This window comes from Ammoniphilus sp. YIM 78166 (genome assembly GCF_004522215.1).
Lineage (GTDB): Bacteria > Bacillota > Bacilli > Aneurinibacillales > RAOX-1 > YIM-78166.
The window spans coordinates 986247-1010795 of the sequence record NZ_SDLR01000002.1; the positions used below are offsets into that span (position 1 = coordinate 986247).

Sequence of the window (24549 nt, forward strand, 5' to 3'; positions counted from 1 at the left end):
AAGGAGGAAAAAATAGACATGAAGATAGGATTTATTGGGTTTGGAGAAGCCGCTTATGAATTATCTACGGGATTGAAAGGAGAAGGCATAGATCATATTCTCGCCTATGATCCGGTATGGAATCATCCAACTTATGGGGCATTGGTTCAAGAACGAGCACGTCTAGCGCAAGTTGAGCTGTTGAAGACATCAGAAGAGGTATTAGAGAGAGCAAATATCTTATTCGTGGCCGTGCCTGCCAATAAAGCGCTTGAAGTAAGCGATTCTTTAAAGCCTTTTTTGAAGAAAGATTGTATTTACGTGGATGTATCCGCTTCCGGTCCTGATGTGAAACGAAAGATTCAGGAGAATGTCCAAGTAAAAGAGGTTAGCTTCGTAGATGCAGCCATGATGGGGCCGCTGCCGGTGTATAAGCATAAAGTGCCAATTTTAGCTAGTGGTAATGGAACCGACGCTTTTATTGATCACATGTCGCCTTACGGAATGGAGATCAGTAAAGTGAGCGACAACCCAGGAGACGCTTCCGCTGTCAAGCTCATCCGCAGCATCTACATGAAAGGGGTTGCTGCGCTGTTTATTGAACTTCTCGAGGCAGCACATGCCTTTAACGTGGAAGAGTTAGTTATAGGCTCCATCAGTGAAACGATGAACGGACGGACCTTTGAACAGACGATGAACCGATTGGTAACAGGAACTTCCATCCATGCGCTTAGAAGATCCATCGAATTAGAAGGATCGATTGAAATGCTGGAATCATCGAAAATCAATTCCCTCATGTCCAAAGCAGCAAAAGAAAAACTGCAATTGCTATCAGACTTTAACTTAAAAGAAAAGTTCCAAGGTAAAACACCGGCTACTTGGTTAGAGGTCATCGAAGCCATGGAGTGCAAAGTTTAAATGCTAATTAATGGGAGGTCAAGTTCATGAATAAAAATAAATTCGTTTCTTCTTTCCTATCGGTCGCTATGGTGTCTGTACTCGCTCTTACGGGATGTGGCGGGAACAATGCAGCAGGGAATGCTACTGGGAATAATGGGACCGAGAATACTCAATCCGAAGCAAAATTAGATTACCCAAAAAAGCCCATTACCATTATTAACCCTTTTGCTGCGGGGGGAGCAGCTGATACCACTTCGAGAGTCTTAGCACAACATGCAGAACAGTTTATCGGCCATTCGCTGGTCATTGAAAATCGGGATGGCGGAGGTGGATCGATTGGACAAACGGCAGGGGCATCGGCTAAACCAGATGGTTATACGTTGACTCTTGTGACCGCTTCGATCGTTAGTAACCCTATTTTTAATCAACTTACGTATACCCACGAATCTTTTGAACCGATTATCATGACTGTAAATGATCCTTTATTTCTTGTTGTCAACAAAAATGCACCCTTTCAGGATGCCGAGTCGTTCGTCCAGTATGCTAAAGAAAATCCAGGAAAAGTTCGCATTGGGGTATCTGGAGCCCAGACTACGAATGCCTTTGCAAACAAAGAGTTAGCTGAGAAGGCGAACATTGACCTTGTGACTGTACCTTTTAAAGGGGATGCATTATCTATAGCTGCAGCAGCCGGAGGTCATGTTGAAGGGGTTGTTGCTAGCTACTCGGGTGTGGAGAGTCAGGTGAACAGTGGGGAGTTAAAAGCGATTCTTGTTTTTGATGAGCAAAAATCAGAACTAGCACCAGAGGTACCAACAGCGAAGGAAAAGGGATACGATGTTATCGGTGGATCCTGGAGAGGGGTAGCGGCACCGAAAGGAACGGACCCGCAAATTATCGAGTACCTGCATAATGCATTTAAACAAGCTACTGAAACTCCTGAATATCAAGAGCAAATGAAAAAATCGGGAATTAATCCAAGCTATAAGGACCCAGCAGGATTTAAAACTATGATTGATGATACCTTTGAGAAGTACAGTAAGTATGCAGAAAAATAAAAAGGAAAGAGATTATTCTCTTTCCTTCTGATCAATAGGAGGAGGTAAAAATGAGCAAGCCGAATCGAATATTCTCCTTAGTCTTTATTATTTTTGGACTTTTTATGTTTCTTTATAGTAATCGGTTTCCGGAAGAAGCAGCCTTTTGGCCGAAAGTATTCTCCGTTGTTCTTGTCCTGCTCTCCGTGGGTCTCATTATCGATACGCTGAAAAACCCTAACCGGGAAGAAGTAAAAGGGGAATCACCTACACGCAATGAATTCGTTGTCTTAGGGTTGATCGTCGGTGTCATCGTGATCTATATGTTGTTATTAAATATAGTGGGATTCTTTATTTTATCCATCTTGCTCGTCGGAGGACTACTCTGGTATCTAGGCTATCGAAAGATGATAGGCGTTCTATCGATCTCTATTGCAACGACCGTCCTTATTACCGTAATCTTTCAGGTTCTCCTGCATGTTCCCATTCCGCAGGGAGTGCTGGAAAATTTCTTTTAAAAGTTGAGGTGAAATTAGATGTTTGATCTTTGGATGGGTGCGGCGATAAATGTTTTTTCATTCACCAACATCTTGGCGATTATATGTGGGGTCATCTTCGGGGTATTTACGGGTGCACTTCCGGGTTTAAGTTCTACGATGGCGCTAGCGATCATTATCCCGTTTACATTTACCATGGATCCGGCAACAAGCCTGATCTTATTAGGAGCCGTCTATTGTGCTTCCGTTTATGCGGGGTCCATATCTGCGATCCTGCTTAATACGCCAGGGACTCCTTCAGCGGCTGCTACGGTTATTGATGGTTATGAAATGACCAAAAAAGGTCTCAGCGCCAAAGCACTTGGAATCTCAGCCATTGCTTCAGGCTTTGGGGGGATTGTCAGTGCGATCATCTTAGCTACCGTTGCGCCAATGCTCGCCAAGCAAGCGTTGCGCTTTGGTCCCCCAGAATATTTTGCATTGGCCGTATTTGGACTTACCATTATTTCTAGCTTAGCGGGGAAGAATCCTTGGAAGGGACTTCTTGCTGGAACGCTTGGTATCGTACTGGCTACAGTAGGGATGGATCCGATTCAGGGTTACGCTAGATACACGTTTAATACAGCAGCATTAATTGAAGGGTTTTCATTAATTCCCGTTCTGATTGGCTTGTTCTCAGCCTCTCAAGCTTTTAGTCTCATGATTTCCTCTAAAACGGGTAAAGCAGACCAGTCCGAAGAGAAGGTCAATGTATCTGATATTTCGGGGAAGATGTTACCTTCGTTTAAAGAGTTTCGAGGATTATTGCCGAATTTAGGGCGTTCTTCCATCATTGGTACCATTATTGGGATTATTCCTGGGGTGGGTACAGACCCCGCAGCTTTTATTGCTTATAATGAAGCGAAACGCTGGTCTAAGAAAAAGGATGAATTCGGAAAAGGTTCGGTAGAAGGGATTGCTGCTCCGGAGGCTTCCAATAATGCGGTGACGGGAGGTTCTCTTGTTCCACTCCTTACTTTAGGTATTCCTGGAAATGCGGTATCTGCTATTTTTCTTGGTGGATTGCTAATCCATGGCTTAAAACCGGGCGCTGAACTATTTGAGAAGAGTGGAGAGATCGTTTATTCCTTATTCTTCAGTCTCTTCTTGGCTAATATCGTCGTCATTATCATAGGGTTGGCTGGTGCTAGAGTATTCTCCAAAGTTCTTGTGGTGCCGCCCGTAATCTTAGGACCGATTATCTTAATGTTAAGCATTATCGGAGCCTATGCCATTCATAATAACTACTATGATATATGGATGATGCTTGGCTTTGGTGTTCTTGGTTATCTTCTTCGAAGATATGGTTTTCCATTGGCGCCGATCGTGTTGGCTCTCATCTTAGGGCCGATGGCTGAGATGAGTTTGAGTCAAGGGCTGATTATGTCAGGAAACGACTGGACGATCTTTGTCACTCGTCCGATTGCTGTAGTTCTTTTGTTGCTTGCATTAGTTACGTTTATCAGTCCTTTCCTTCGCGATCGAAAGAAGAATCAAGATAGTATAGAGAAACCGAATGAAAAGGAAGCTTCTTAATTCTTGAGTAAAAGAGAGCGTCGAACTTGATGCTCTTTTTTATTCCATTGGATAGGGGATCTTCTCATTATGATAGTTCGATCGATAGTACTTTTTAGCCTCTTTCAGATTAGTGTCAAGGGAAACCTTGTGATTGCAACATTATATGCTGTCCACTTGGCTGCAAGTCCGATGGAGTTAGGCTTCATCATGGCTTCAACGGCCCTATTCCCTATGATGTTTGCGGTTTATGCCGGAAGGGCATCTGATTCTTTGGGCTACCGACTGCCTTTACTATTAGGTCTGTTAGCCTCAACTGTGGCCCTCTTACTGCCTTATGTATTTGAAGGACGATTGTTGGTGATCGTAGCGTCTCAATGCCTATTTGGTCTAGGCCATATTTTTACGTTACTTACGACTCAAAATTTGATCGGTGCTTTAAGTGATACAGAAACAAGATCAAAGCATATAGGAACCTTAAGTTTAGGTATTGCTCTTGCAAATACGATGGGCCCCTTCGTGACTGGATATGCAATTGAGTTTATTGGTTTTGAAAAAACCTATCTGCTGTTATCTATCCTGGCTCTTAGTCCAGGCTTGTATGTATGGCTTCGTCCATTCCATGTAACGGCTAAAGGAGTAGGGAAGAAACAGGAAAATCACAAAGTAAAGGACTTATTGAGCTCTCGCTCTCTTCGAAATACCTTAATCACGAGCGGTATTATTTTAACGGGAATCGGGATCTATGATTTTTACTTTCCGATCTACGGAAAAAGCATAGGCTTATCGGCATCCACGATAGGTTTGATTCTCAGCCTTAATTCCTTGGCCTATTTTGTCGTGCGGCTTCTATACCCATGGCTAAATCAAAGATATAGCATTGAGAACATTTTAGTAGCTTGTCTCTTGATATCAAGCATCGGTTTTATTTTGCTGCCTCTGTTTCAGCATTGGATCGTGTTAGCTTTGATGTCATTTATCATCGGGTTAGGCTTGGGGTGTGGCCAACCCCTGTCGATTGTATTGGCCTATAACCAATCGCCCCAGGGAAGGACGGGGGAGGTACTGGGCATTCGGCTTACTATCAACAAAGTGGTGCAATTTTGCGTTCCCATTTTATTTGGTTCCATAGGATCCGTCGTTGGCTTCATTCCTATCTATTGGTCGAGTGCTTTATTGCTAGGTTTGAGTGGTTTTTCAAATTTTAGGAGAACTCAACAGATGGATGAGGAACAGGTACAGAGAAGTCAAAATATGAATTAAGAAAGGATGATTATGATGTCGGTATCAACCACCTTACGAGTAGAAAAAGAAAAGTTGGAACAGTACGTGATGGAGGTGTTTCAAGCAGCTGGTTTGAGCGAGGAACATTCGTCCATTGTTGCTAAGCATCTTGTCCTTGCCAATCTGCGTGGAATCGATTCTCATGGGGTTAGTAGAGTGGAGATTTATACTAAGAGATTGGATCTTGGGGTAACCGAAAAGAAGTCGAAGGTAAACGTAGTGAAGGAATCTCCTGCAAGCATGCTCATCGATGGCGGCAATGGATTGGGTATTGTTTTAGCCACGAAGGGAATGGAGATCGCTGTAAAAAAGGCAAAGGAAACGGGGATCGCCGTTGTGGGAATTAAAGATTCGTCCCACTGCGGAATGCTCGCTGACTACACCATGTATGCAGCCAAACATGATTGTATCGCCCTAGCTACAACTAATGCTCCATCGAGTATGGCTCCGTGGGGAGGTAAAGTCGGGTATTTTGGGACAAACCCATTTTCTTATGGCATACCAGCCGGAATAGAGCATGATATCATTTTCGATATGGCTACTAGTGTTGTGGCACGTGGAAAGATTACTCTTGCACGTAAAAACAATCAGTCCATTCCTCTTGGATGGGCCATAACAAAGGAAGGTCGTCCTACCACGGATCCTTTTGAAGCTGCAGATGGCTTAGTCCTACCGGTAGGTGGACCCAAAGGGTATGGGCTTGCCTTTTTGATGGAGGTATTATCCGGTCTGTTGACAGGAGCGGCATTTGGTCCGTATATTGCTAGTTTATACAAAGATCTAGATCGGAGTCAAAATGTAGGTCAATTCTTCTTGGTTATGAGGGCCGATTTATTTGAAGAATTGGAGCAGTTTAAAGAGCGTATGGATCAAATGATAAGAGAAATTCGGAATATTCCGCTGGCTGAAGGTTTTGAGAAAATCTATTTGCCAGGAGAGATCGAATTGGAAACGACAGTCGAGAGACAAACCTCTGGTATTCCACTTTCCGTCAATATTCTAAACGAGCTGGAAGCTGTCGGAAGACGATATGGAGTTCGTTATTCCCTATAGGGACTCATAGGGGTGTGTGGTTGGAACCATGATGAACTCTACCCGCATCGGGACTTCCACTTAAGAGTGAACAGCATAAAAGTCGTAATTCTTAATCAGTCCAGCTAATGGGATAGTTGCTTCGGCCAGAGCTGTAGCTCCTTCAACCTCAGTACTAACTTAATTGAGCATAACTGAAACAGGCGAAGAACCATTAAGGATCTTTGCCTGTTTTAATTTATAAAAATACTGTTGACAAAATAAATCATTTATTCTATAATATAATATTTTTCTATTTACACATGGTAAGCCCTGTAATAATATGATAATGTTGCTTCTGGTAGTAACAAATTTTTACAGGGGGAGAGGTTTTATGAAGATTTCAAATGGAGTAGCGATGCTGGAATTAAAAATTCAACAATTCGTGCTAAATCCCACGTTGGTCTGGGATGATGAGATGGCGGTCTTGATTGATACTGGAATGCCCGGACAACTGGATCGAATTCGTACAGCGATGGCTGAAGCAGAAGTTGCTTTTGATAAGTTAAAAGCAGTTATCCTAACGCATCAAGATGTAGATCACATTGGCAGTCTTCCTGAGATACTGGACCATGCCACACATGAAATTGAAGTATATGAACACAAGCATGATAAGCCCTACATCGAAGGTGAGCTCCATCTGATTAAAACAGATCCAAGCCGAATGAATAAAGAAGAATGGACATCTGTACCAGAACAACTAAAACCCTTATACGAAAAGCCTCCAATATCCAAAGTGCACCAAACGTTAGAGGATGGTCAAGTTCTGCCATATTGTGGTGGGATTCAAGTGATATTTACTCCGGGTCACACACCGGGTCATATCAGCCTTTATTTAAAACAAAGCAAAGCGCTTGTGGCGGGTGATGCTCTGGTATGTGTTGAAGGCAAATTACGCGGCCCTATTCAGCAAACCACGTTGGATATGAATGAAGCACTTCAATCCGTTCATAGGCTACAAGACTTCGATATTCAATCGATTATTTGTTACCACGGTGGCCTATGTCATTCAAATATAAGAGAGCAACTAGAACATGTTGTTGTTTCACAACATCTTTAACATATGGGCACCTTTGTTGCGGAAGTATGAACAATAATTATTTAATCTATTAGGATATTTTTTTATTGTAAAACGATAAATTAAGTGTTAGGATAAAATTGACAATAGTAAGTGAGGTCTTATGAAGTCTTTTCTTTTAATATGGGAGGGTTGAAAATGTCATTGCTCATATTAATGGGTATAATTGGAGTGTTTGTAATGATTATTCTTAGAAGGTCTATACTTTTCAGGGTAGGAAAAAATAATAAGTTTGTACAAATCCTTCAAAAAACAAAATGGTACCAAAATCATTGGTTTGGAGGAGGATTTTTATTTCTTATTAATGCTGTTCTTTTCGCTGGGAGCCTGTTGGTGCTTTATTTAACTACCAGGCTAAGTATTCCTTTCCTTCATATAATCATTATGATAGGTGCAGTTATATCCAGCATCTTTTTGTGGACATCGATGAACTGTGGTTGGCAGGGGAGTAAAGAGAATCGTCTGAAAATGGGCCTCTTGGGGAGTAGCTTCTTTATCGTATTCGCTTTGTATTGTGTATATAAGATGATTACACTGGAGCCTTCCTTTCCCGGTGATGATACATTTATGGCCTTTATTGGTCTGCTATTTGCACTCATAGTTACTACTGTTGCGTTTTTTACCTGTCTGATCTTGGTGGGATTGCCTAACCAAAGGAAGATGGAGAATGAAAGTTATTGATTTGTGCAAGAGGCTGTTGAGGCAGCTTCCCTTGATTAATGACTCTTTTCTAAAACAGGACTTCTCCAACTGTTATGTTGGAAAAAGTCCTGTTTTAATTTTATCTGCATTATTGATCCACTTGACTATACCCCATATAGGGTATTTTTAAAGACAAAATTAGCAAAAGTCCACTGGTAGTAAACATCTAAGATGGAAGCAAGAAACAATAGACGGAAATTCTCCATTTATTGATTAACATAGAGCAGGATTTCATTTTGTAGGTGGAAAAAATCCATCTACTAGCTCTGTAAGCCAAATTTACAAGCCATATTGAAGCATTTAGTTGTCAATTCTCCATTTATTTTGCTTAATTTTTTCTAATTTTTTCGGATAAATGGACTTTTACCACTAATATTTATTACCCAACTCGATGCCCACAGTGCTATCCCGCCTGATAGAGCTTAATAAATGACACTCGAATTCACATGCTATTTCTGCTTAGGACCCGTACAGCAAGGAAGGAATCCAAAGAACCAACTGAGGCCAATAGGTGACGATTAAGAGAGTCAGCATGGATACGGCCAGGAACGGTCCGATGGATTTGGTCAAATGTTCTAATTTTACGCCTGCTAACGAGGAGGCGATATATAGTCCAGCCCCAACGGGAGGGGTCAACAATCCTATAGTAAGGTTCAAGCAAAGAATTACGCCAAAGTGAACAGGGTCAATGCCAAACTGGGCGATTAATGGGGTAAAGATGGGTACCAGGATAATCAGAGCGGGAATTCCATCCATCACCATTCCGACTAACAACAGGAAAAGATTGACGAGCAATAAAAAGACTAAAGGGTTATCGGTTAAGGAAACCATCCACTCCGCAATGTACTGCGGAATCCTTTCAAATGAAAGCATCCAACCGAAAAGATTGGCCATCGCGATCAAGAGAGTTACGGTTGCTGTTGTCGTCACGGTATTGACCATTATGGAAGGGATATCTTTAATCTTTAACTCCTTGTAAAAAAAGAAACCGACAAAAAGGGCTAGAACACACGCGATGGCAGCCGACTCGGTAGGAGTGAAGACACCGCTAAGGATACCCACGATAATAATTAAAGGTACCAATAGTGCTGGGATGACTTTGAGAAAGGAATGCCCCATTTCACCCCAGGTAGCTCTCTTGGAACCTTTCCATTTTTGCTTGGCTCCGGTAAAAGCGATAAGACCCAGAATGCAAAGTGCAAGAAGGATCCCGGGCATGATGCCAGCTAAAAACATGGTTCCTATGGAGGCACCGGATGAAACACCGTAGATAATGAACAACATGCTTGGGGGAATGATCGGCCCTAGCAATCCTGCAGTCGCTGTAGTAGAAGCGCTGAATTCTCTAGAGTATCCTTCTTTTTCCATAGCAGGTACCATGGTCCGGCTCATCATGGCAATCTGGGCCGTTGCTGATCCAATGATCGATGCAAGAAACATGTTAGAAATGACGTTTACATAGGCAAGTCCACCCCTAAAATGACCTACAATCGTTTTCGAAAAATCAATGAGTCGCTTAGTAATACCGCCTGAGTTCATGAGCTCTCCGGCAAGCATAAAGAGAGGGATCGCCAACAACCCATAGCTCTCCAAAGAGGAGTACAATCGTTGCGGAGTCGTATCTAGGAGCCCCAGATTGTTGCTCATGACGATGTAGATAATGGTAGTAATACCCAGAACAAAGGAGATTGGTACCTGAAGCAATAATAAGAGGATAAAAATGGCTAAAGCGGTTAGCATATTCTATGCCTCCTTTTCCGTTGTCTGGAATGTTTTGAGCACGAGGTCCAGGGAATGAATCAAAATGAAGAAAAAGCCAACCGGAACACTCAAGTAAGGAATAATCATGGGCAGCTGCAATGAATTCGACTTTTGGAAAAGAATGTTAGGTGACATAATCCATTTCATGGACAAAGCGAAAATATAGCAGCCAAACAGGAATACAGCAATCGTACTAATGAATAACAATGTTTTTCTCATCGGGCCTTGTACCTTGTCCATGAGAATCGTAACCGCAGCAGAACGCTGCAGTTTAATTCCCATACTTCCGCCGATAAAAGTTAGCCAAACGAGCGAGAAAATGGCAATCTCATCCGACCAACTCAGCGGTGAGTTGAGGAAGTAGCGAAATGCTACCCCGGCAGACAAGGCGATCAGCAAAATTCCACAGAAAAACACAGCTAGAGCCTTTTCGATTTTATAAATGAAGTCACTGAGTCTGTGAACTAGGAACACCGTTTATCCTCCTATTTTTTAGTAGTTTCTAAGAAGCTCTTGATGAGAGGATCTTTTTCTGCGTATTTCTTTTGAATATCTTCTTTCACTTGACTAAATGCGGAACGGTCGCTTACTTCTTTGATTTCAATGCCCATTTTCTTCAACTCTTCTAAGTTCTTACTTTCTCGTGCAACCGCTTCCTGTACTCCCCAATCAACTGCAGCCTTCATTGCCTCATTAACAAGGGTCTGGTCTTCCGCCGAGAGCTTGGATTGGCTAGCTTTACTCATCACGACGACCGCCGGGAAGGTCATATGGTTGCTTAACGTTAGGTACTTGGCATTCTCATAATACTTTTCGGTGGCCAATGCATCTAGATCAATGTCGATTCCATCAATAACCCCTGTTTGCAAGGAGGTATAGACTTCAGGTAAAGGCATTGGAGTCGGTCCTGCTCCCAAGGCTGTCCAGAAATCCTGAATGGCAGGGCTGCCCAAGATACGGACTTTTTTTCCTTTCGCATCTTCCGGTGTAAGGACGTTCGATTGTTTCATTAAGATATGACGGTTTCCGGCGAACATGAAGTCCATCCCGACTAGTCCTTGCTTGTCGAGCTCTTTTAACATTTCTTTGGCCGGTTCCGTTGTTCTTGCTTTTGTTGCTTCTTCTAAATTGTCAAACACGAAAGGCATAAACCAAGCATTCAAGGATTCCAAGCGAGTACTCATATATCCATTGGTAATAATGCCAAAATCCAATGCTCCTGTTTCAAGTTGCTGAACCATGTCTTTTTCGGGTCCCAACTGGCCCGCTGCATAGATTTCAACGGTCATTCGCCCATCAGAGCGAGTATTTAACTCTTCTGCAAACTTTTCTGCCGTTTTATGCCACACGTGAGAAGGCTGGGTAATATGCGTTAATTTAAATTTATACTCGTCCCCGCTGGAACCAGCTGTATTGCTCGGTTCAGTTCCACTGCCGCATGCGGTAAGCACCAGCATAAGGCTTAAGCAGGCAGAGATCAGTCCAGTTCGATTTGATTTCAAGATTTTCATAAGTAAATCCCCTCCCATATTGTTTTTTAGGTGAAATCCCTTTCAGTTGGTATTTATCTAAATAGTGAACATTATACACTAAAAATATAACACGATGAGTTAGGGGCTTGTCAATAAAATTGTTGGTATCTTAATTAACTTTCCTATATTGCTAAATCTGTTTAGATTCAAAAAAAAGTGACTCCAAACAAGTAGCTGACACTTGGTTTGGAGTCACTTTTTAAGCTTTATACCCAAAACTTGCGGAAATTTCTTGGCTTATGTCCACCAGGTAACGGCTCAGTTCTTGGTTTTCATCCTGGGGTATCGAATCCGTGAAGCCAACGACGACGGCAGCGCCGAGGAGTGAACCGCTATAATTTCGAATGGGGAAAGCCACGGAGGATACTGCGGATACGAGCGGTTCTCTGGCAAAGGAAATGCCCTTTTCGAGAATCCATTTACATTCCTCCTTGAATTTTTCTTTTTTATTTTCATCCCATGCTTGGGTTTCCTGTTCTTTCCACACTCGAATGGTGCCTTCCTCCATGAAGGCAGCAAAGATTTTTCCGGTAGCAGAAAGGATAGGGAGGAGTGTACCAATCTGGGCACCGATGTTAAATCCTTGACCCGTGTTAAAAATTCTTACCACCATTGGCCCATTGGGTGTCCAAGAAGTAAAGAGGACCGTTTGGTTGCTTTTGGTGCTGATCTGCTGCAGGTAAGGCGTAATCCGCTCAATCACATTTTCCTGACCGACAGCCGCCATGCCATATTCAATGAGCTTGCTGCCTAGGATATAGGTTCCAGCCTCCTTATCTCGGTATAGAAGGCCCAGTTGCGTGAGGGTATTGAGATATTTATAAAGGTTGCTCTTTGTAATTTGCGTTAGCTCTTGAATGTCTGACATTCTCAAAGGTCTTGTCTGCTTGGCCACGATATCTACAATGCTCAAGCCGATCTGCAACGACTGAATGGTTGTACCATTTTTTGTGATTTCCATAGATCCTCCTTGTTTGGCGGGATGGTTAGCCCACCGATCCGCGATATAGGTTCATTATACAAATAATAGGGGCACATTGGGTTTTTAGTCAAATTTCAAAAACCTATTGACAATAGCGAGGGGTGCACCTTAGAATTACAAATAGAGAACAATGTTCACTATTTTGATAAAAAGAGGTGATCAATTTGAGAAAGTACCTCGTCTTCATTGAACGTAAGGATACCTTTGCAGGAAATTCAATCCCTAAACATCGCAACTTCATCCAGAGCCCTAGCAGGCGGATTTGCGGATCAATCGGGTGGTGCTTATCTGATTTCTGCTGATCATTTAGAAGGGGCATTGGACATTGTCCAGCAAGATCCGATGTATGTGGAAAATGAGTGTGTTTATAAAGTAAAAGAATGGATGTCCTAAATAAAAATTGATGAATAGAAAAGGGGAATAAAGAAATGAAATTAGTTAGCTATACTTATGAGGGTAATACACGAATCGGTACGATCTTGAAGGATGAGACACTTGTTGATCTGAACTACGCGTACCAAGCCATGCTGCAAGCAGAGGGGAAACTTCGTTCCGAGAAAATTGCGGAAGCGTTTGTCCCGGCTAATATGGTGGAATTTCTTCAAGGGGGAGATGAGAGCCTTGACCTGGCTAAGCAAGCGGTTGAATTTATTCAGAATCACCCGCAGGCGACCAGCCGCAAAGTCACTCATCGGGTATCCGAGGTGAGGATCGAAGCGCCTGTATTGAACCCTGGGAAAATGATTTGTGTGGGTCACAATTATCGTGAGCACATCCTAGAGATGGGTCGTGAACTTCCTACTCATCCCGTGGTCTTTGCCAAATTCAGCAATACGGTTATCGGACCTCAAGACGACATCCCGTTTTATCCGATTTCTGAACAATTAGACTATGAAGCAGAATTTGCCTTTGTTATAGGAAAGCAGGCAAGAAATGTTTCCCAAGAAGAGGCTCTGGATTATGTAGCCGGTTACACCATCGTGAACGACGTGACCTACCGAGACATCCAGCGCAGAACGATTCAGTGGCTTCAAGGTAAGACCGTGGAAGGAAGCGCTCCGATGGGACCTTGGCTTATTACACGCGATGAACTGCAGAATCCTTCCGGATTAGGAGTCCTCTTAACGGTAAATGGGGAAGAACGTCAACGAACCAACACGGAAAATCTCGTGTTTACCGTTCCTTACCTTGTAGAGTTTCTATCCGGGTTAATGACGCTAGAGCCAGGTGATGTGATCCTTACCGGAACTCCGGGCGGAGTGGGGGTTGCCCGCGATCCGCAAGTGTTCTTAAAAGATGGAGACGTGGTCCGTATTGAAATTGATCAGGTGGGAGTATTGGAAAACCGCGTAAGTAAAGTGTCGGAGGGGAAATAAGATGAGCCAAGTCCAAAAGGCAATGGGAGACATCTATCGATTGACAGATGAAATCGTTACATTGGCAGAATCCATCCCAGAAGAAGAGCTTCGCTGGAAACCGGCTGACGACGCTTGGTCCGTTATGGAAGTTTTGTGTCATGTAGAGGAGATCACTCCGTATTGGCTGCGTGAGATCCAAGCGGTTGTCCAGGCACCTGGATCAGAGTGGGGACGCAACCATCTACATGAAGGAAGACTGGCTGCGGTTGCGAAAGCCGATCAACGATCTTTGTCCGATATAAGGGAAGGAATCCTTGATACTAAAAAAGAAGTGGAGCGCATTCTTGGCTCTATGACTGAAGAAGATCTTGCCATCGAGTCCCCCAGCAAAAATCCGCGTTGGGGAACGAAGCCTATGTCCTTTGTCGTGGATCACTTATTAGTCGAACATCTGGATACCCACTTGGGCCAAATCAAACGAATCAGGGAACAGTACTCGGCTTTAAAAGAAAAACGATAAAAGGAGCGAATACGATGGCAGAGAAACTGAACTTTTTTGAGAGCGATATCGTTCAGGATTTTAATAAGGAAATTGAAAAATACCATCTCGGACCGCTTTGGAATGCGATTCCGGATCTGATGCATAAGCAGCCGACGCCTCAAGCGGTTCCCTATCTATGGAAGTGGGAAACCCTTCATGCCAAGTTAATGGAAGCACGAGAGATCTTCACCCCTGACCGGGGTGGAGAACGAAGAGCGATTTACTTGCAAAATCCAGGTTTAAAACATCGCCAGCCATGGGGATGGGCATCGACCACCCAAACCCTTTATGCTGCCGTTCAGTTGATCTTGCCGGGAGAAACGGCCCCATCGCATCGTCACACGCAGAGTGCCCTTCGGTTTATTACCAACGGATCGGGAGCCTATACCATCGTTCAAGGAGAACGGATCTTCATGGAGGAAGGCGATTACCTGATTACGCCTGGCGGATTATGGCATGGCCATGCCCATCCAGGAAATGAGCCGATGATCTGGATGGACGCTTTAGACATCCCGACGATGTACGCGATTGGCGGAACGTTCTTTGAGCCTTATCCTGACCGGATTGAACAGCCGAGTGTGCCGGATAACTACTCTTCCCAACGTTATGCTGGGGGAATGGTTCGTCCGATTTCGGATCGTCATCCGAAAGTGGCGCCGTTAGGAGCTTACAAGTGGTCCCAAACGATCGCTGCGATCGATGGCTTATCCCAATTTGAGCCGGATCCTTACGATGGGTATGCCGTGGAGTACATTAACCCATCCAATGGAAAAACGGCGAATCCGAACATTGCTGCCTGGCTGCAGAAGCTTCCTGCTGGATTCCATTCCAAAGCTCACCGACACACTAGTTCCACCATTTATCAGGTATACAAGGGATCAGGCTACTCGGTGATTAATGGGGTACGTTTCGATTGGTCAAAAGGAGACTATTTCGTCATCCCGAATTGGGCATGGCATGAGCATGTGGCAGCAGAGGATAGCTACTTATTCTCAGTAAGCGACCTGCCGATCATGGAGAAGTTTAATGTGCAGCGGGAAGAAAGCTTAGAGCAAAGTCAAGGATTCCAGGCCGTTACAGATGAATTTAAGCCTTTATTGCCTTAAGAGCTAAGTGATTGATATAACAAATTGAGGGGGATCATATATGTCAAATGTAAAGGATTTGCCGTTTGTTGTTGTGGGTGGAGGGATTGGCGGACTGGCTACAGCATTAGGTGTTGCGGAAACGGGGCGTTCTGTCTATGTATTGGAGCAGGCTCCTGAGATCAATGAGGTAGGTGCCGGCATCCAGCTCGCGCCGAATGCGACGGCGATATTGTCCCGTTTCGGCGTGATGGACGAAATTAATAAAACAGCAGTGTACCCCGAGCGCTTAGTTCTTATGGATGCGATAACGGGCAAGGAGTTGAGTGCACTTGATCTGGGGGAGTCCTTCAAGCAGAAATATGGTCATCCTTACATCGTATTGCATCGTGCCGATCTGCAGCAGGCCTTGCTTAAAGCTTGTCTAGACAACGATAAGATTACGGTGCTGACTAATCAAGCCGTAGAAAGGGTCGAAGATTTAGGAGACAAAGCCCAAGTCGTATTAGCAGATGGGACCACGTATGTAACAGAAGCCGTGATTGGTGCGGATGGGATTCATTCCAAGACTCGCAAGCTGTTCATTGAGGATCAGCCTGTTGCTTCCCACTATGTGGCTTACCGCGGAACCATCCCGATGAATGAAATGGCTGCTCAAGCTGGTACGAATATGGACGATGTGATCATGTGGATTGGCCCCAATCTGCACTTGGTTCAGTATCCTGTTCGCCGAGGAGAGTTATACAACCAGGTTGTTGTGTTCAAAAGCGATCGCTATAAGGAAGACTCCGATGATTGGGGTACGCCCGAAGAACTCGATCAGCACTTTGGCAAATGTTGCAAACCTGTTCAACATGCCGTTACGTTCATCTCCCGTCAACGCCGTTGGCCGATGTATGACCGCAACCCGATTGAAAACTGGTCAAAGGGCCGCGTAACCTTGCTTGGGGATGCAGCTCACCCGATGCTACAGTATATGGCGCAAGGAGGCTGTCAAGCTTTAGAGGATGCGGCTTACCTTAGCGATTGTCTCCATGAATACGGAAACAATTATGAGAAAGCTTTCTCCGTCTACCAGACAGAACGCATTCCGCGCTCTGCCAGCGTCCAACGGAACGCTCGTCTTTGGGGTGAGATCATTCATGCTGTAGATCCGATTGCGATCCTCTTGCGCAATAACCTGATGGAAAACCGGACACCACAAGATACGAGCCATGTAGATTGGCTTTATTCCCGCCGTTATGGAGCGGCAAAGGTTCGTTAATATGGACAGTAAAGGAGTAGTGAGCTATCGCTGCTCCTTTTTGTATGTTAAAGCCGAATAAGGAGCTGGATTCTCGGACTGGATTTTCGATGTTGGGCCTTGTGCTGTCCGAATGAGGCTGGTATTGGCAAATGAACCGACACAAGTCGTTGCGGCTGGATCCACCCTCGTGTTTAAGACCAGTTTGTTACTAGCGGTGATTAACGTTGGAATGTCGTATAACAAAAAGCAAGCCGCCCGACTTGTTTTTTATTTTATAATTATGCAAAAATATGGTTACAGTGAAAATGCAGCGGAGGATGACGGGGTGGAAAAGCAAACAGAGCTCGCCAATTTCAAGAAGCTATCGGACTACGACAACATTCTAATCACGGACGAAAAAGGAAAGATCATTTTTTATGATCTGGCGGATTTACAAGTTCTAAGAGTTCTTGGTTTCAGACCGGAGGACTTTATGGGGAAGCATATCACTTCTTTTTATCAAGATCTTACGGAAGAAACCAGTACCATCATGAGCGTATTAAAGTCAGGGAAGCCCATTGTGAATATCAGGCAGGAATTGCTGACGAAAAATGGAAATCCATTTATCACAATCAATTCTACTTTTCCAATTATAGAAGAGGATAAGATTATCGGGGCGATCGAGTTTTCGAAACATCTGTTTACAAAAGAAGATATTCAATCCCTCGATAAAATGGCAGGTCATAAGGTTTACCGAAAAAATAATACCATTTATACTATAGACGATATGATTTCGAATAACGCGACGATGATAAACATTAAGAACAGGTTGCAAAGAATTGGTAGAACCCATTCCACGGTGCTCATTTACGGAAGGACAGGTACGGGCAAAGAAGTGATTGCCCAAGCCATTCACAATCTAAGCGATCGGTTTGAGAAGCCTTTTATCTCGTTGAATTGCGGAGCTGTCCCGCCGACTTTGCTGGAGAGCACGTTGTTTGGGACGACCAAGGGAAGCTTCACAGGCGCGGAGGATGCACCCGGCCTGTTTGAGCAAGCGGACGGTGGCACCCTGTTTTTGGACGAGATTAATTCCTTGGATATCAGTCTTCAGGTGAAATTGCTTAAAGCGATCGAGGAAAAGAATGTGCGCAGGATTGGAGGCAAAAAAAATATCAGCGTAAATATTCGAGTGATCTCAGCGACGAATGAAGATCCGGAGATCTTAGTTACTGAAAAACGATTACGCGAAGACTTATTCTACCGATTAGGGATTGTTCAAATTGATCTGCCTCCTTTAAAAGACCGAAAGGAAGATATTGAGCTGCTTGTCGAGCACTTTATTCAATTTTACAACAGCAATATGAATATGCACATTGCGGCCGTTAACACCGAGGTGCTGGAATGTTTCAAAAGGTACGATTGGCCTGGCAATATTCGAGAGCTGAAGAATGCCATAGAAACCGCTTATAATAACGCCGTAACTTCGGAGATTACGCTAGAGGATATTCCGCAGCGCATTCGTAAATACCGTGAACCCACGCAAGGTGAAGGAGCGACTCGAGGGTTGGACGGACGCTCTCTAAAAGATGCAGTGGAAGAGTATGAGAAACAAATGATCCTTCATGAGCTGACTCAGTCCAATGGGGTGATGGCCGAGGCGGGTAGAAGATTGGGAGTATCCAAGCAAGCGTTAAAGTATAAGATGGAGAAGTATAATTTAAGGTAAAAATTTTTTTACGAAGAGAGGGGAAATTTTCCCCCCTCTTTTTTCTTTTTCCGCTAACCTCCTGAGTAAATCAAGGTTTGTTTGGTCTGAGATCAAGAGAAAAGTTGGCATAGGATTTGCTTGAATGGGAGTAAGAGTTCGAAGCTTTAAAATCCATAAAAAATGTACAAGGGGGCTTCAAATGAAAAACATTAAAAAATTCCTAGGCACCGCACTTTTGGTTTCGGCACTTGCTGTCAGTGGCTGTGGCAGGCCAACAGATGGTAACGCTAACAACGTCTCTGGGGCTGAAAAGCCAGGGCAGTACACGATCCGAGTAGCTCATCTGATTAAGGAAGAACAAGCAGGGCATCTTCCTTTATAAGAGCTTACCAGACCGGGGACAGATATGATTGCAGATGTATAAAAAGAATGCTTGAGGAGGAATAAAACGTGTTAAAAGAACGATTAGAACCTAAAGTGATCAGCATGAAGAGTGAGGTAATCCATTGGAGGCGTTATCTTCATGAGAATCCGGAATTGTCTTTCCAAGAAGAAAAGACCTCACAATTTGTGTGTGATCAGCTTCTTTCTTTTGGAAATCTAGAAGTGACACGCCCAACAAAATATAGTGTGATGGCTCGCCTCATCGGCACGAAGCCTGGGAAAACATTAGCCATTCGCGCGGATATGGATGCGCTTCCGATACAAGAAGAAAATGAATTTGAGTTCGTTTCAAAGACCCCCGGCGTGATGCATGCATGCGGTCATGACGGTCATACGGCCATGTTGCTGGGAGCAGCTAAGATTCTTTCCAGCATGAAGGATCAGCTTCAAGGTGAAGTGCGATTCCTGTTTCAGCATGCTGAAGAGTATTTTCCTGGCGGCGCAAAGGAAATGGTGGAAGCAGGAGTGATGGAAGGGGTGGACATGGTCATCGCGGCCCATCTGATGTCAGACCTTGAAGTAGGGAAAGTCGGGATTACGTATGGACCGATGATGGCCGCCCCGGATGGATTCTTCCTTACAATCAAGGGCAGAGGGGGCCATGGGTCCGCCCCTCATCAAACCATTGACAGCATCGCGGTGGGAGCCCAAGTGGTTACGAACCTTCAGCATATCGTGTCGCGCAACACGAATCCCCTGGACCCTCTGGTCCTTTCCATTGGAAAGTTTGTTGCGGGAGAGGCGGCCAACGTTATTGCGGACTCGGTGGAAATGAACGGAACCGTGCGAAGCTTTGATGTCAAGTTCCGCGAAACCATACCAGCTCTCATGGAGAGGGTAATTAAAGGAATTACGGAAGCCCATGGGGCAACGTATGACTTCAAATATTTAACCGGATATTTACCTGTCATCAACCACGATGAGGTGACGAAGCTAGTGGAAGAAACCGTACGCGAAGTCTATGGGGAAGAAACGATCTCCTATGAAAAGCCGAAAATGGGCGCAGAGGATTTCTCGGCCTTTATGCAGGATACGCCTGGCTGCTACTTCTTCATTGGAGCAGGCAATGAGGAAAAAGGGATCGTCTATCCCCATCACCATCCTCGATTTACGATTGATGAAGATGCCTTAGAGATGGGCGTCCGGATCTTTGTCCATGCTGTGTTTAAAATCCTAACGTAGAGGAAAGAGGGGAAAGCGATGGGACAACCATTACGTAAAGAAGAAGTAAGAAATGTGGTCGTAACTCCGTCAAAGAAAAGCTGGATGAAGCTTCCACACGTTTATGTTATTTTGGTTACCATGCTCTTGGTGGGCTATCTAGCCACTTTGTTGGTACCTCAAGGACAATTTGAGAGACAAGTTGGGCCTATGGGGAGACCCATTGTGGTGCCTGGAACCTTTCAATATGTGGATGTCCCTCATTTAACCCCGTTCGATGTCATGTTTTCAATTCCGGCAGGGATGGTTCAAGCGGGTGAAATCATCTTTGGAGGGCTTATGATTGGTGCTCTTTTCGCCATGGTGGAACGAACGGGGCTGATGAATCTTGGGATTCGCCAAGTCGTGAATATCTTCCAAACGAAGAAGATATGGGTGATCCCCGCTTTGATGATTCCGATGGGGGTATTTACGAGCTTTACGGGTGCGATGGAGCTTGGTCTGATTTATGCACCTGTATTAATTCCGCTCATGTTAAGATTCGGGTACGACCGCTTTACAGCCACGGCGATGGTTCTTGTTAGTACGGCTGCCGGGTTTTCGGTAGCCATGACGGCACCGGCCACCGTAGGACTTGCCCAAACTTTAATGAATTTGCCATTGTATTCGGGAATTGAGTATCGTGCTATTATTATGTCTATTGCCCTGCTTATCGGGATCCTTTACGTATGGCGGTATGCTAGGGGAGTCGAACGAAATCCTGCTCAAAGTTATTTGCACGGAGATGGACTAGATCGTGATTTCATCACAGAAGACAACAGTTCCACAGAAAAGGTCTCCGGCAGACAGCTATTTGCCATTCTTTTCTTACTTGCAGGTATGGGGATCATGATCTACGGCTTACTAAACTGGAAGTGGTATTTTACACAAATTGGCGGTTGGTATGCGTTTATGGGGATTGCTCTTGGCTTCATTTTCAAGATGTCTCCAAGTAACATTGCGGAAGTGTTTAATGAGGGCTTTAGGAAAGTATTGGTTGGTGTTATTATCATTGGTTTATCTAGAGCGATTTCCGTTGTTCTTGAAAAAGGAAATATTTTAGATACCATTGTTCACGGGATCACCGTAGTTGTTGGTGCAGCGCCGAGTGAGTTGTCTGCCATCATGATGTTAATCTTCCAAGGCTTATTTAATTTCCTCGTAGGTTCAGGCAGCGGCCAAGCTATGATTACGATGCCTGTCATGAGCGGGTTGTCCGATATACTCGGGGTTACGCGCCAAACCGCTGTCCTTGCTTTTCAATTTGGTGATGGGTTTACGAATATTCTTTACCCAACCAGTTTCTTTATGGCGATATTAGCCATCGCGCAGGTTCCTTATAGCAAATGGCTGCGCTTCATCATTCCGTTATTGCTGATGTGGTTCGCTTTAGCTGCCGTGGCGTTGATCGTAGCCCAATCGATCGGATGGGGTGCAAATCTATAAATGCTTTTCTCGAGTTGGGTTGTAAATATTAGTGGTAAAAGTCCATCTATTCGAAAAAATTAAAGGATAAAAAGCAAAATAAGTGGAGAATCGTCAACTAAAGCCTCAATATGGCTTGTGAATTTGGCGTTCAGAGCTAATAGTTGGATTTTTTCCACCTACAAAATGAAATCCTACTCTATTTTAATTAATAGGTGGAGAATTTCCATCTTTTTATTCTTGCTTCCATCTTACATGTTTATTATCAGTGGACTTTTGCTGATTTTGTCTTTAAAAATACCCTGTAGGGGGTATATTTAGCTTGGGACACCTCGAAAACGGACTTGAAAATCGGTATGGAAACCAGAGGGTGTAATTGCTCTCTGGTTTTTTACTATCCTATCAGTCCTGTCATAGGTGGAATCTACTTGTTTATTTGCTGCATAGGGTTGATGAAAAGGAATTTTAATGTTGCCCATGCTTTTCACGGACAATCCAAAAGTAAAAATATTTTTACTGAAAAGGGGTGAAGATTTTTACCCTATGACTCTTTTATGGATTTTAGAATATTGATAGATAAAGAATTTTTCGAGATGCAATATTGGCACGAAATTTGCAATCTAAATTAATATCGATCAATCATGCAATTCTATTACTAACGGTTTAAATATTCCTAGCAATCTATCGGATTAGGGATGTATTACAACGTAGAAGGAGAGAAAAGATGGAAAAGAAAAACCTAGAATTAGCGATTCAACTTCGCCATGAGCTTCATGCTCATCCGGAATTATCAAACCAGGAAATTTGGACTAAACAGCATTTAATGGATTTCCTTAAAGCTCATACAAAGCTTGAAATTGTTGACAGGGGCCGTTGGTTCTATGCCGTCTATCGGTCAAAAGTAGGTAGAAGAAATATCGCATTCCGCGCGGATTTTGATGCACTTCCGATGGACGAAATCATAGAACTCCCTTATGGTTCCCAATTCCCTGGGGTTTCTCATAAATGCGGACACGATGGACATTCAGCAACCCTTTGCGGTTTTGCTCTAGAAATTGATCAGTTCGGTTGTGACAATAATGTCTTTTTCCTGTTCCAACATGCAGAAGAAACAGGTGATGGGGCTGCTGAATGTGCTGTTTTCATCAAGGAAAACAACATTGATGAAATTTTCGGTTGGCATAATATGAGTGGATACAAGCAACATTCCGTTCTTGTCATCGATGGTACAGCACACTGTGCTTCCAAGGGAATGACGATCTATATGGAAGGTGTTCCTTCTCACGCCAGTGAACCGGAGAAAGGAATCAATCCCTCATTCGTCGTTGCCAAGGTAATCGATGCCATTCCCGGGTTCATTGATCCTGCTATCAATAAAGGACTTGTTCTCTGTACGGTTGTTCAAGTGGATATTGGTGAGAAGTCATTTGGTATCAATGCCAGCAAGGGTACATTGAGAATGACCATCCGTGCACTTTACGAGGAAGAGTTGGACAAACTTCAGCGGAATTTGGAAGAGGTTGCGAAATCTGAAGCGTTAAAGGTTGGATTGAAGGTAAGCTTTGGATATCAGGATGAATTTCCGGAAACTTCAAACCACAAGGAAAGTACGGACAAAGTTCGGTACGTATGTAAAGAAAAAGGATTTTCCCTGGTTGAGCTGGGGGAAGCATTCCGTGGTTCCGAGGATTACGGTTACTACACAAAACTTACAAAGGGTTCTTATTTTTATATTGGAAACGGCGAAACCTATCCGCACCTACACAGTTACGAGTATGACTTCAAAGATGATCTGATCGAAACAGCAGTAGAAATGTTCAAAGGTCTAAGTGAGTAAAAATAAATGAAAGGTGCGATAGAAAAATGACCCCAAATTTTCGAGACACTCTTTTATTAGGGTTTGCTTTATTTGCCATGTTCTTTGGTGCAGGAAACTTAATTTTCCCCCCTGCGATCGGACTTGCATCCGGTACGAACTGGCTTACAGCCCTCCTTGGTTTTTCTATTACTGGAATTGTACTGCCTTTGATGGGAGTTATCGCGATTTTAAATGCTGAGGGTAGATTTGAGGTCTTAACCAAGCCGATTAGCCCTTGGTTTTATAAGGTGTTTAACCTAGCAGTTATGGTTGGGATTGGCATGTTCGTCACGATTCCGCGAATGGCTGCTACGACGCATGAGTTGGGTGTTCAACCTTTATTTCCGCAAATTCCGGCGGTAGTGACCATTCTTGTTTATTTTGCTATGAATTTCTACTTTGCCATGGATAAGACGAATGTTGTGGATAAAATTGGAAAGGTACTGACGCCGCTTCTTGTTATCATTCTCCTGTTTATCGTAGGCAAGGGAATATTGAATCCAATTGGAGCGCCGAAGGCAACTGAACTTCCGAATCCGTTTTCACATTCGTTTATAAATGCTTACCAGACTGGGGATGTCATCACCGGAATCCTACTAGCCCCCATTTTTATTGCAGCCATTAGGGGCTTAGGGTATAAAGGGACTTCAAGTGTAAGGAAAATGACGATCAATGCGACCATCATTGCTGGTTTGGGTTTATTGGTTGTTTACGGTGGGCTACTCTATATTGGGGCTACCGCAGTGGGTCAGTTCCCTAAAGATATCGATAATACTGCACTCCTGATCGGTCTTGTTCAGCAATTACTCGGAAATGTTGGAACTACATTACTAGCGGTAGCTATCGCTTTGGCCTGTTTAACCTCTTCTATAGGGGTAACTGCTGTTATAGCTGAGTTTCTGTCTGATTTAACCAAACAGAAGCTGAGCTACCGTACTTGGGTTATGGTGATCTGTGCAACAGGGATCACGGTTGGTTCGCTGGGGGTTGGCCATATCATCAGTTACGCCATGCCTATTTTCTTGGCAAGCTACCCGATTGCTATCGTCATTGTCGTTCTTGGTTTATTTTTGAAATACCTACCGAATGAAGGAGCATTTAAAGGCGCAGCCATTTTAACCCTCGTTGTTAGTTTGGTGGAAACGGTTGGAATCGTGGGGGAAGTGGAGGGATTGAACCAGCTCATTGCATTGTTGCCGTTAAGCGAAAATGGATTTTCCTGGCTCATTCCGGCCATACTCGGATTTATCCTTGGGGCTTTCATGGACAAATCTAAAGCTGAAGAGTTGCGGGAGGTGTCATAGAACGGATTGATGAGTTCCGTG

At 43.9% G+C, this 24549-nt stretch carries 23 protein-coding genes; 19 read left to right on the forward strand and 4 right to left on the reverse strand.

Going from position 1 to position 24549, the window contains the following annotated elements:
* Positions 1–18: 18 nt before the first annotated feature.
* The 8 genes from EIZ58_RS11020 to EIZ58_RS11055 all read left to right on the forward strand — a co-directional run bounded on the left by EIZ58_RS11020 (position 19) and on the right by EIZ58_RS11055 (position 8081).
* On the forward strand, positions 19–897 hold the full coding sequence (locus EIZ58_RS11020; RefSeq protein ID WP_134700802.1) for an NAD(P)-dependent oxidoreductase: 879 nt from the start codon (positions 19–21) through the stop codon (positions 895–897).
* A 26-nt stretch (positions 898–923) separates the two neighbouring features.
* Positions 924–1937: a tripartite tricarboxylate transporter substrate binding protein gene (locus EIZ58_RS11025; RefSeq protein WP_134700803.1), complete on the forward strand. Its 1014-nt coding sequence runs from the start codon at positions 924–926 to the stop codon at positions 1935–1937.
* A gap of 50 nt (positions 1938–1987) precedes the next feature.
* The gene (locus tag EIZ58_RS11030; RefSeq protein WP_134700805.1) at positions 1988–2434 is read left to right on the forward strand and encodes a tripartite tricarboxylate transporter TctB family protein; all 447 of its coding nucleotides are present in this window, start codon (positions 1988–1990) and stop codon (positions 2432–2434) included.
* 18 nt (positions 2435–2452) lie between these two features.
* Positions 2453–3988: a tripartite tricarboxylate transporter permease gene (locus EIZ58_RS11035; protein WP_134700807.1), complete on the forward strand. Its 1536-nt coding sequence runs from the start codon at positions 2453–2455 to the stop codon at positions 3986–3988.
* A gap of 69 nt (positions 3989–4057) precedes the next feature.
* Positions 4058–5230 carry an MFS transporter gene (locus EIZ58_RS11040; RefSeq protein ID WP_134700809.1) on the forward strand — a complete coding sequence of 391 codons (1173 nt, stop codon included), beginning with the start codon at positions 4058–4060 and terminating at the stop codon, positions 5228–5230.
* A 15-nt stretch (positions 5231–5245) separates the two neighbouring features.
* On the forward strand, positions 5246–6304 hold the full coding sequence (locus EIZ58_RS11045) for an Ldh family oxidoreductase (RefSeq protein ID WP_167577613.1): 1059 nt from the start codon (positions 5246–5248) through the stop codon (positions 6302–6304).
* Between the two features lie 352 nt (positions 6305–6656).
* Positions 6657–7382: an MBL fold metallo-hydrolase gene (locus tag EIZ58_RS11050; protein WP_134700813.1), complete on the forward strand. Its 726-nt coding sequence runs from the start codon at positions 6657–6659 to the stop codon at positions 7380–7382.
* Positions 7383–7538: 156 nt separating this feature from the next.
* A complete protein-coding gene (locus EIZ58_RS11055; RefSeq protein ID WP_240689009.1) occupies positions 7539–8081 on the forward strand; it encodes a hypothetical protein in 543 nt (180 codons plus the stop codon).
* 480 nt (positions 8082–8561) lie between these two features.
* Here EIZ58_RS11055 and EIZ58_RS11060 read toward each other — a convergent pair whose 3' ends face one another.
* The 4 genes from EIZ58_RS11060 to EIZ58_RS11075 form a co-directional block, all read right to left on the reverse strand.
* Entirely contained in the window at positions 8562–9842 is a 1281-nt protein-coding gene (locus tag EIZ58_RS11060; RefSeq protein ID WP_134700817.1) for a TRAP transporter large permease, read from the reverse strand.
* 3 nt (positions 9843–9845) lie between these two features.
* Positions 9846–10337, reverse strand: a complete 492-nt coding sequence (locus tag EIZ58_RS11065; RefSeq protein WP_134700819.1) for a TRAP transporter small permease — start codon at positions 10335–10337, stop codon at positions 9846–9848.
* Positions 10338–10348: 11 nt separating this feature from the next.
* Positions 10349–11374 (reverse strand): TRAP transporter substrate-binding protein, encoded by a 1026-nt coding sequence (locus EIZ58_RS11070; protein WP_134700821.1) that lies wholly within the window; start codon positions 11372–11374, stop codon positions 10349–10351.
* A gap of 220 nt (positions 11375–11594) precedes the next feature.
* Complete coding sequence (locus EIZ58_RS11075) at positions 11595–12356, reverse strand: IclR family transcriptional regulator (RefSeq protein ID WP_134700823.1); 762 nt, start codon at positions 12354–12356, stop codon at positions 11595–11597.
* Between the two features lie 207 nt (positions 12357–12563).
* On the opposite strand from EIZ58_RS11075, the gene EIZ58_RS11080 reads away from it, so the two are divergent.
* The 11 genes from EIZ58_RS11080 (at position 12564) to brnQ (ending at position 24528) form a co-directional block, all read left to right on the forward strand.
* Complete coding sequence (locus EIZ58_RS11080) at positions 12564–12770, forward strand: YciI family protein (protein ID WP_240689010.1); 207 nt, start codon at positions 12564–12566, stop codon at positions 12768–12770.
* A gap of 35 nt (positions 12771–12805) precedes the next feature.
* A complete protein-coding gene (locus EIZ58_RS11085; protein ID WP_134700825.1) occupies positions 12806–13753 on the forward strand; it encodes a fumarylacetoacetate hydrolase family protein in 948 nt (315 codons plus the stop codon).
* A gap of 1 nt (position 13754) precedes the next feature.
* A complete protein-coding gene (locus EIZ58_RS11090) occupies positions 13755–14255 on the forward strand; it encodes a DinB family protein (protein WP_134700827.1) in 501 nt (166 codons plus the stop codon).
* 14 nt (positions 14256–14269) lie between these two features.
* The gene (locus tag EIZ58_RS11095) at positions 14270–15382 is read left to right on the forward strand and encodes a cupin domain-containing protein (RefSeq protein WP_134700829.1); all 1113 of its coding nucleotides are present in this window, start codon (positions 14270–14272) and stop codon (positions 15380–15382) included.
* A gap of 40 nt (positions 15383–15422) precedes the next feature.
* Positions 15423–16625, forward strand: coding sequence for an FAD-dependent monooxygenase (locus EIZ58_RS11100; RefSeq protein WP_134700831.1), 1203 nt, complete (start codon positions 15423–15425; stop codon positions 16623–16625).
* Positions 16626–16749: 124 nt separating this feature from the next.
* Positions 16750–18315: a sigma-54 interaction domain-containing protein gene (locus tag EIZ58_RS11105; RefSeq protein WP_167577614.1), complete on the forward strand. Its 1566-nt coding sequence runs from the start codon at positions 16750–16752 to the stop codon at positions 18313–18315.
* Between the two features lie 181 nt (positions 18316–18496).
* Positions 18497–18679: a hypothetical protein gene (locus tag EIZ58_RS11110; RefSeq protein WP_134700835.1), complete on the forward strand. Its 183-nt coding sequence runs from the start codon at positions 18497–18499 to the stop codon at positions 18677–18679.
* Between the two features lie 104 nt (positions 18680–18783).
* Positions 18784–19923, forward strand: a complete 1140-nt coding sequence (locus tag EIZ58_RS11115) for a M20 family metallopeptidase (RefSeq protein WP_134700976.1) — start codon at positions 18784–18786, stop codon at positions 19921–19923.
* 18 nt (positions 19924–19941) lie between these two features.
* Positions 19942–21387, forward strand: coding sequence for a YfcC family protein (locus EIZ58_RS11120; RefSeq protein WP_134700837.1), 1446 nt, complete (start codon positions 19942–19944; stop codon positions 21385–21387).
* Between the two features lie 703 nt (positions 21388–22090).
* Positions 22091–23203 (forward strand): M20 metallopeptidase family protein, encoded by a 1113-nt coding sequence (locus EIZ58_RS11125; protein WP_134700840.1) that lies wholly within the window; start codon positions 22091–22093, stop codon positions 23201–23203.
* 26 nt (positions 23204–23229) lie between these two features.
* The gene (brnQ, locus tag EIZ58_RS11130) at positions 23230–24528 is read left to right on the forward strand and encodes a branched-chain amino acid transport system II carrier protein (RefSeq protein WP_134700842.1); all 1299 of its coding nucleotides are present in this window, start codon (positions 23230–23232) and stop codon (positions 24526–24528) included.
* Positions 24529–24549: the final 21 nt, after the last annotated feature.

Coding starts and splice junctions, on each gene's coding strand:
- EIZ58_RS11020 (WP_134700802.1), top strand. CDS start 19: ATGAAGATAGGATTTATTGGGTTTGGAGAAGCCGCTTATGAATTATCT.
- EIZ58_RS11025 (WP_134700803.1), top strand. CDS start 924: ATGAATAAAAATAAATTCGTTTCTTCTTTCCTATCGGTCGCTATGGTG.
- EIZ58_RS11030 (WP_134700805.1), top strand. CDS start 1,988: ATGAGCAAGCCGAATCGAATATTCTCCTTAGTCTTTATTATTTTTGGA.
- EIZ58_RS11035 (WP_134700807.1), top strand. CDS start 2,453: ATGTTTGATCTTTGGATGGGTGCGGCGATAAATGTTTTTTCATTCACC.
- EIZ58_RS11040 (WP_134700809.1), top strand. CDS start 4,058: ATGATAGTTCGATCGATAGTACTTTTTAGCCTCTTTCAGATTAGTGTC.
- EIZ58_RS11045 (WP_167577613.1), top strand. CDS start 5,246: ATGTCGGTATCAACCACCTTACGAGTAGAAAAAGAAAAGTTGGAACAG.
- EIZ58_RS11050 (WP_134700813.1), top strand. CDS start 6,657: ATGAAGATTTCAAATGGAGTAGCGATGCTGGAATTAAAAATTCAACAA.
- EIZ58_RS11055 (WP_240689009.1), top strand. CDS start 7,539: ATGTCATTGCTCATATTAATGGGTATAATTGGAGTGTTTGTAATGATT.
- EIZ58_RS11060 (WP_134700817.1), bottom strand. CDS start 9,842: ATGCTAACCGCTTTAGCCATTTTTATCCTCTTATTATTGCTTCAGGTA.
- EIZ58_RS11070 (WP_134700821.1), bottom strand. CDS start 11,374: ATGAAAATCTTGAAATCAAATCGAACTGGACTGATCTCTGCCTGCTTA.
- EIZ58_RS11075 (WP_134700823.1), bottom strand. CDS start 12,356: ATGGAAATCACAAAAAATGGTACAACCATTCAGTCGTTGCAGATCGGC.
- EIZ58_RS11085 (WP_134700825.1), top strand. CDS start 12,806: ATGAAATTAGTTAGCTATACTTATGAGGGTAATACACGAATCGGTACG.
- EIZ58_RS11090 (WP_134700827.1), top strand. CDS start 13,755: ATGAGCCAAGTCCAAAAGGCAATGGGAGACATCTATCGATTGACAGAT.
- EIZ58_RS11095 (WP_134700829.1), top strand. CDS start 14,270: ATGGCAGAGAAACTGAACTTTTTTGAGAGCGATATCGTTCAGGATTTT.
- EIZ58_RS11100 (WP_134700831.1), top strand. CDS start 15,423: ATGTCAAATGTAAAGGATTTGCCGTTTGTTGTTGTGGGTGGAGGGATT.
- EIZ58_RS11110 (WP_134700835.1), top strand. CDS start 18,497: ATGAAAAACATTAAAAAATTCCTAGGCACCGCACTTTTGGTTTCGGCA.
- EIZ58_RS11115 (WP_134700976.1), top strand. CDS start 18,784: ATGAAGAGTGAGGTAATCCATTGGAGGCGTTATCTTCATGAGAATCCG.
- EIZ58_RS11120 (WP_134700837.1), top strand. CDS start 19,942: ATGGGACAACCATTACGTAAAGAAGAAGTAAGAAATGTGGTCGTAACT.
- EIZ58_RS11125 (WP_134700840.1), top strand. CDS start 22,091: ATGGAAAAGAAAAACCTAGAATTAGCGATTCAACTTCGCCATGAGCTT.
- brnQ (WP_134700842.1), top strand. CDS start 23,230: ATGACCCCAAATTTTCGAGACACTCTTTTATTAGGGTTTGCTTTATTT.